Source organism: Corallococcus sp. 4LFB (genome assembly GCF_046520365.1).
GTDB lineage: Bacteria > Myxococcota > Myxococcia > Myxococcales > Myxococcaceae > Corallococcus > Corallococcus caeni.
Map to the genome: position 1 here is coordinate 1 of NZ_JBKGHJ010000524.1, position 5,371 is coordinate 5,371.

General features: G+C 71.0%; 3 protein-coding genes and 1 pseudogene. 2 read left to right on the forward strand and 2 right to left on the reverse strand.

What is annotated here, in order from left to right:
- Nucleotides 1-12 precede the first annotated feature (12 nt).
- Together ACLEQD_RS35870 and ACLEQD_RS35875 are read right to left on the reverse strand one after the other, a co-directional pair.
- Nucleotides 13-2,751, reverse strand: coding sequence for an error-prone DNA polymerase (locus ACLEQD_RS35870; RefSeq protein WP_410390333.1), 2,739 nt, complete (start codon nt 2,749-2,751; stop codon nt 13-15).
- A gap of 145 nt (nt 2,752-2,896) precedes the next feature.
- A complete protein-coding gene (locus ACLEQD_RS35875) occupies nt 2,897-3,739 on the reverse strand; it encodes an alpha/beta fold hydrolase (protein ID WP_410390335.1) in 843 nt (280 codons plus the stop codon).
- Nucleotides 3,740-3,865: 126 nt separating this feature from the next.
- On the opposite strand from ACLEQD_RS35875, the gene ACLEQD_RS35880 reads away from it, so the two are divergent.
- Nucleotides 3,866-4,366, forward strand: a complete 501-nt coding sequence (locus ACLEQD_RS35880) for an NfeD family protein (protein WP_410390337.1) — start codon at nt 3,866-3,868, stop codon at nt 4,364-4,366.
- Nucleotides 4,357-5,371: pseudogene (locus ACLEQD_RS35885) on the forward strand (SPFH domain-containing protein); the annotation flags it as partial. The gene ACLEQD_RS35880 and the pseudogene ACLEQD_RS35885, both read left to right, overlap by 10 nt.

Consider the following 5,371-nt stretch of genomic DNA (forward strand, 5'->3'; position numbering starts at 1 on the left):
AACCCTCCGCCGTCACCGCCCCATCCGCTTCAACATGGGCCGCAGCAGCTCCAGCGGGTGCCTCTCCAGCGACAGCCCCACCGTGTCGTAGTCCGCCACCACCCGCTCCTGGACGCCCATGGGCGGCAGCTCCACCGCCGTGCCGTCCATCGCCATGCCGAAGAACAGGTCGTCCGCATCCAGCGGCCCCAGCGCCTGGATCTCCCACAGCGCCTGCCTCCGCGCCCCACACAGCGACGCCAACGCGCCGGACAGCGCCAGCCGCGTCAGCTCATGCCGGGGAATGCGCGCCCGCCGCGCCAGGTCTCCCACGCTCGCGTAGTCCCCCCGCCTCGCGGTCTCCACCGCCCGGCCCGCGGACTCGGACAGCCCCCGCACCATCCTCAGGCCCAGCCGCACCGCCCCGTCCTCCAGGGTGCAGTCCCAGCTCGAGCGGCGCACGTCCACCGGCCGCACCTCCACGCCGTGCCGCTGCACGTCCGCCACCAGCGTGTGCGGCGCGTAGAAGCCCATGGGCTGCGAGTTGAGCAGCGCCGCGGTGAAGGCCGCCGGGTAGTGGCACTTCAGCCAGCTGGACGCATAGGCGATCAACGCGAAGCTCGCGGAGTGGCTCTCCGGGAACCCGTAGTGCGCGAAGCCCCGGAAGTGGTCGAACCACTCCTCCGCCTGCTGTCGCGTATAGCCACGCGCCTCGCAGCCCTCCACGAAGCGGCCCCGGTACGGGAGGATGCGCGCCTCCGCCTGCTTGTGGCTCAGCGCCCGCCGCAGGCCGTCCGCCTCCCCCGCGCTGAAGCCCGCCGCCACCATCGCGAGCCGCATCGCCTGCTCCTGGAAGAGCGGCACGCCCAGCGTCTTCTGGAGGATGCCGCGCACCTCCTCGCTCGGGTACGTCGCCGGCTCCTGGCCGTGCCGGCGGCGCAGGTAGGGGTGCACCATGTTGCCCACGATGGGGCCCGGCCGGATGAGGGCGATCTGCACCACCAGGTCGTAGAACTCCCGGGGCCGCAGCCGCGGCAGCATGTTCATCTGCGCGCGGCTTTCAATCTGGAACACGCCCACCGTGTCCGCCTCGCACAGCATGTCGTAGACCTTGGGGTCCTCCGGCGGCACCGTGGCCAGGGACAGCTCGCGGCCGTAGTGCTTGTGGATCAGGGCGAAGCACCGCGACAGCGCCGTCAACATGCCCAGCGCCAGCAGGTCCACCTTCAGGAGCCCCACCGCGTTGATGTCGTCCTTCTCCCACTGGATGACCGTGCGCCCGGGCATCGCCGCGTTCTCCACCGGCACCAGGTCCACCAGCGGCTCGCGCGTCATCACGAAGCCGCCCACGTGGATGGACAGGTGCCGGGGCACGCCCTCCAGCTCCTTCGCCACCGACAGCGTCCGCAAGACGCGCCCGTCCGTCGGGGACAGCCCCGCTTCCTGGAGCACGTCCGGCGTCACCTGGAAGCCGTGCGACGAGGCGACGCGCGACAGCCGGTCCACCTGATCCAACGACAGCCCCAGCGCCTTGCCCGCCTCGCGCAGCGCGAGCCGCCCCCGGTAGCAGATGACTTCGCACACCATGCCCGCGTGGCGCCGGCCGTGCTTCTCGTAGACGTACTGGAGCACCTCCTCGCGCCGCTCGTGCTCGAAGTCCACGTCGATGTCCGGCGGCTCCTTGCGCTCCATGCTGAGGAAGCGCTCGAACAACAGCCCCATGCGCACCGGATCAATGGCGGTGATGCCCAGCGCGTAGCAGACCGCCGAGTTCGCCGCGCTGCCCCGCCCCTGGCACAGGATGCCCCGCCCCCGCGCGAACATCACGATGTCCCACAGCGACAGGAAGTACCCCGCGAAGTCCAGCGCCGCGATGAGCCGCAGCTCGTGGTCGATCTGCTTCGTCACCGCCGGCGGCACGCCCTCCGGATAGCGCGTGCGCAGGCCCGCCTCCGTGAGCACGCGCAGGTGTTCATCCGCCGTGCGCCCCTGCGGCAGGTCCTCCTCCGGGAAGCGGTAGTGCAGCGCGTCCAGGGTGGCCTCGCAGCGCGACGCCAGCTCCACCGTGCGCGCCAGCGCCTCCGGCCGGTCCGAGAACAGCCGCGCCATGTCCCCAGGGGACTTCAGCGTCCGCTCCGCGTTCGGGAACAGCCGCGTGCCCGCCTGATCCACCGTCACCCCGTGGCGGATGGACGCGAGCACGTCCTGCAGGGGCTGCCGGTCGCGGTGGTGCGTGTGCACGTCGTTGTGCACCACCAGCGGCACGCCCAGCGCGCGGGCCAGTCCTTCCGCTCGCGCCTCCCGGGCCGCGTCCCCCGCGGACAGGGAGCGGCTCAGGCCCACGTGGAAGCCGCCCGGAAACGCCTCCGCCAGCGGCGCCACCGCCTCCAGCGGCGCGGGGCCCGGCAACAGCGCGAGCAGCCCCGACGCGTGCTCCGCCACCTTGCGCCAGGGCAGGCCCGCCTCGCCCTTGGGGTGCGTCATCCGGCCGTGGGACACCAGCCGGCACAGGTTCGCGTACCCGCCCGCGTCCTTCGCGTACACGACCACCGGCGGGCCGTCCTCCAGCGTCAGCTCCGCGCCCAGGAGCAGCTTCACGCCGTGCTCCTTCGCCGCGAGGTGCGCCTTCACGACCCCGTAGAGCCCGTCCCGGTCCGTCAGCGCCAGCGCGGACAGCCCCAGCCGCGCCGCGGTGGCCACCAGCTCCTCCGGATGGGAGGCGCCGTGCAGGAAGGAGAAGTGGGACCGGCACACCAGCTCGGCGTAGCTCACACCGGATCAGGATACTGAGCGGGCGTTCAGGCGCTAGATTGGATCTCCGTTCAGAGAGAGGGCGACTTCATGGGTTGTTCCAGACGCCTTCCGCAATCCCAGCCGCGCGCCGTGCAAGGACAGACACGTCCACGGCAAACCAAGACTAGCCCACCGCCAGCACCTCTTCTTGAAGCGAGGTGCGCTCCACCTCCTCCAGGAAGTCTCCCAGCGCGACGTTGACCGCCTGGGGCTGCTCCAGGATGCACATGTGCCCGCCGCAGGGCAGCCGCTTGAGCCGCGCGCCCCGGATGCGCTGGTGCAGCCGCTCCGCCACCGCCGGCACCGTCACCGCGTCCTCGTCCCCCACCAGCACCAGCGTGGGCGTCACGATGCGGTGCAGCTCCCCCTCCACGCTGCGGCGGTGGATGACCCCCTGCATCGCGCGCCACACCGCGCGCGGGTTCTCCACGAGCTGCTGGCGCAGCAACGCCCGCTCCGCGGCCCGCTCCGGGTCCCGCATGAACGTGCGCCCGAAGTAGAGCGACATGATCCGGTCCACCACCGGCCTCAAGCCCAGCCAGTGCGTGAGCGTCGTCAGCAGCCGGTAGCGCGCCAGCGTCAGCGGCAGCTCCGCCGCGGCGGAGGAGTCCAGCAGCGACAGCGAGCACAGCAACTCCGGGTGCCGCGCGGCCACCCGCAGGCCCACGAAGCCCCCCATGGACTGGCCCACGAAGTGACACGGCGCCAGGCCGAGCGCCTGGATGACCGCCACCGCGTCCTCGTACACCGTGCGCAGGTCGATGACCGAGTCACCAGGCGGGGCCTCGCTCAGTCCCTGGCCCCGGTGGTCGTACACGATGCAGCGGTAGTGGCCCCGGAGGGCCTCCACCTGCCTGTGGAACAGGCGGGAGTCCCAGAGCAGCCCGTGACTGAAGAGGACCGGCTCTCCACTCCCCCCGGTGTCCTCGTAGTACAGTCGAGCGCCACGGATGGACAGGTATGGCATCGGCTTTTCCCCAGGCTCAGGCGCCCTTAAGTCCCTGCCCGGAACCCACCCTCCTGCCGGATTGATTCCTGATGCCCGGCCGCCCGGTTTGACAGGCGGCCGAAGCGGCTGCCAAACAAGGACCCCATGGACCCCACCGCCTGGCAGCTCTGGCTGATCGCCGCGATCGCCCTGGGGGTGATGGAGATCAAGCTCTCCGGCTTCGTGACGCTCTGGTTCGCCGTGGGCGCGCTGATGGCCTCACTGATGGCCGGGGCGGGCCTGGGCTTCAACAGCCAGCTCGTCGTCTTCACCCTGGTGTCCGCCGCCCTGTTCGGCGCGTCCCGCACCCTCTTCAAGCACGTTTTCATGCGGGACGCCGTGCACTTGAAGACCGGCGTGGAGGCCATGCTGGGCCAGGAGGCCGTGGTGACGGAGGCGCTGGCGGAGGGGCAAGGAGGCACCGTGCGCATCAACGGGGAGCTGTGGATGGCCCGCTCCCTGTCCGGGCCCCTGCCCGAGGGCGAGCGCGTCACCGTGGAGCAGGTCGAAGGCCTCAAGTTATGGGTGCGACGCCCGTCTGCGTCCCCCGAAGTCGCGCTGCAACCGGCGCGCCTCAAGAAGAAGGAGAACGCATCATGGGACTGACCGTTGTTCTGCTGTTCCTGGCCGCCGCCGTCGTGTTCGGGATGGTCACCGGCGTGCGCATCGTTCCCCAGGCCAAGGTGATGGTCGTGGAGCGGCTGGGGAAGTTCCACCGCGTGGCCTCCAGCGGCCTCAACATCCTCATCCCCTTCATGGACAGCCCGCGCGCCATGGAGATGCGCGCCGGCAACCGCTTCACGCGCAACACGCTGGTGGACCTGCGCGAGCAGGTCATGGGCTTCGAGACCGTCCAGGTCATCACCCATGACAACGTCAACATGGAGGTCGGCTCGGTCATCTACTACCAGATCGTCGACCCCGGCCGGCGCTCTACCAGGTGGAGAACCTGGCGCTCGCCATCGAGCAGCTCACCATGACGAACCTGCGCAACGTCATGGGCGGCCTCACGCTGGACCAGACGCTCACCAGCCGCGAGACGGTCAACACCAAGCTGCGCATGGTGCTGGACGAGGCCACGGAGAAGTGGGGCGTGAAGGTGACGCGCGTGGAGCTGCGCGAGATTGAGCCGCCCCAGGCCATCAAGTCCGCCATGGCCAAGCAGATGACCGCCGAGCGCGAGCGCCGCGCGGAGGTCACCAAGGCGGAGGGCGACAAGGCCGCCGCCATCCTCCAGGCGGAGGGCGAGAAGATCTCCCGCATCCTGCGCGCGGAGGCCGAGCGCGACGCGGAGATCGCCCGCGCGGAGGGCCACAAGCGCGCCGTCATGCTGGAGGCCGAGGGCAAGGCCGAGGCCACCCGCCTCACCTTCGAGGCCATCCACACCGGCCGGGCCACGCCGGAGGTGCTCGCGCTGCGCTACCTGGAGACCCTCCAGGAGCTGGGCAAGGGCGACAACAAGATGTTCGTCCCCTACGAGGCCACCACCGCGCTGGGCTCCATCGCCATGCTGAAGGAGGTGTTCGCCAACGAGGCCCCGGCCACCGCGCCGGAGGCGCCCCGGCCTCCCCGCGCCCCGCCCGCCGTCCCGCCGCCCGCCGCGCGACTGGC

Bases quoted from the DNA above. Each gene is read 5' to 3' on its own strand.
- ACLEQD_RS35875 (WP_410390335.1), bottom strand. From the start codon at position 3,739: ATGCCATACCTGTCCATCCGTGGCGCTCGACTGTACTACGAGGACACC.
- ACLEQD_RS35880 (WP_410390337.1), top strand. From the start codon at position 3,866: ATGGACCCCACCGCCTGGCAGCTCTGGCTGATCGCCGCGATCGCCCTG.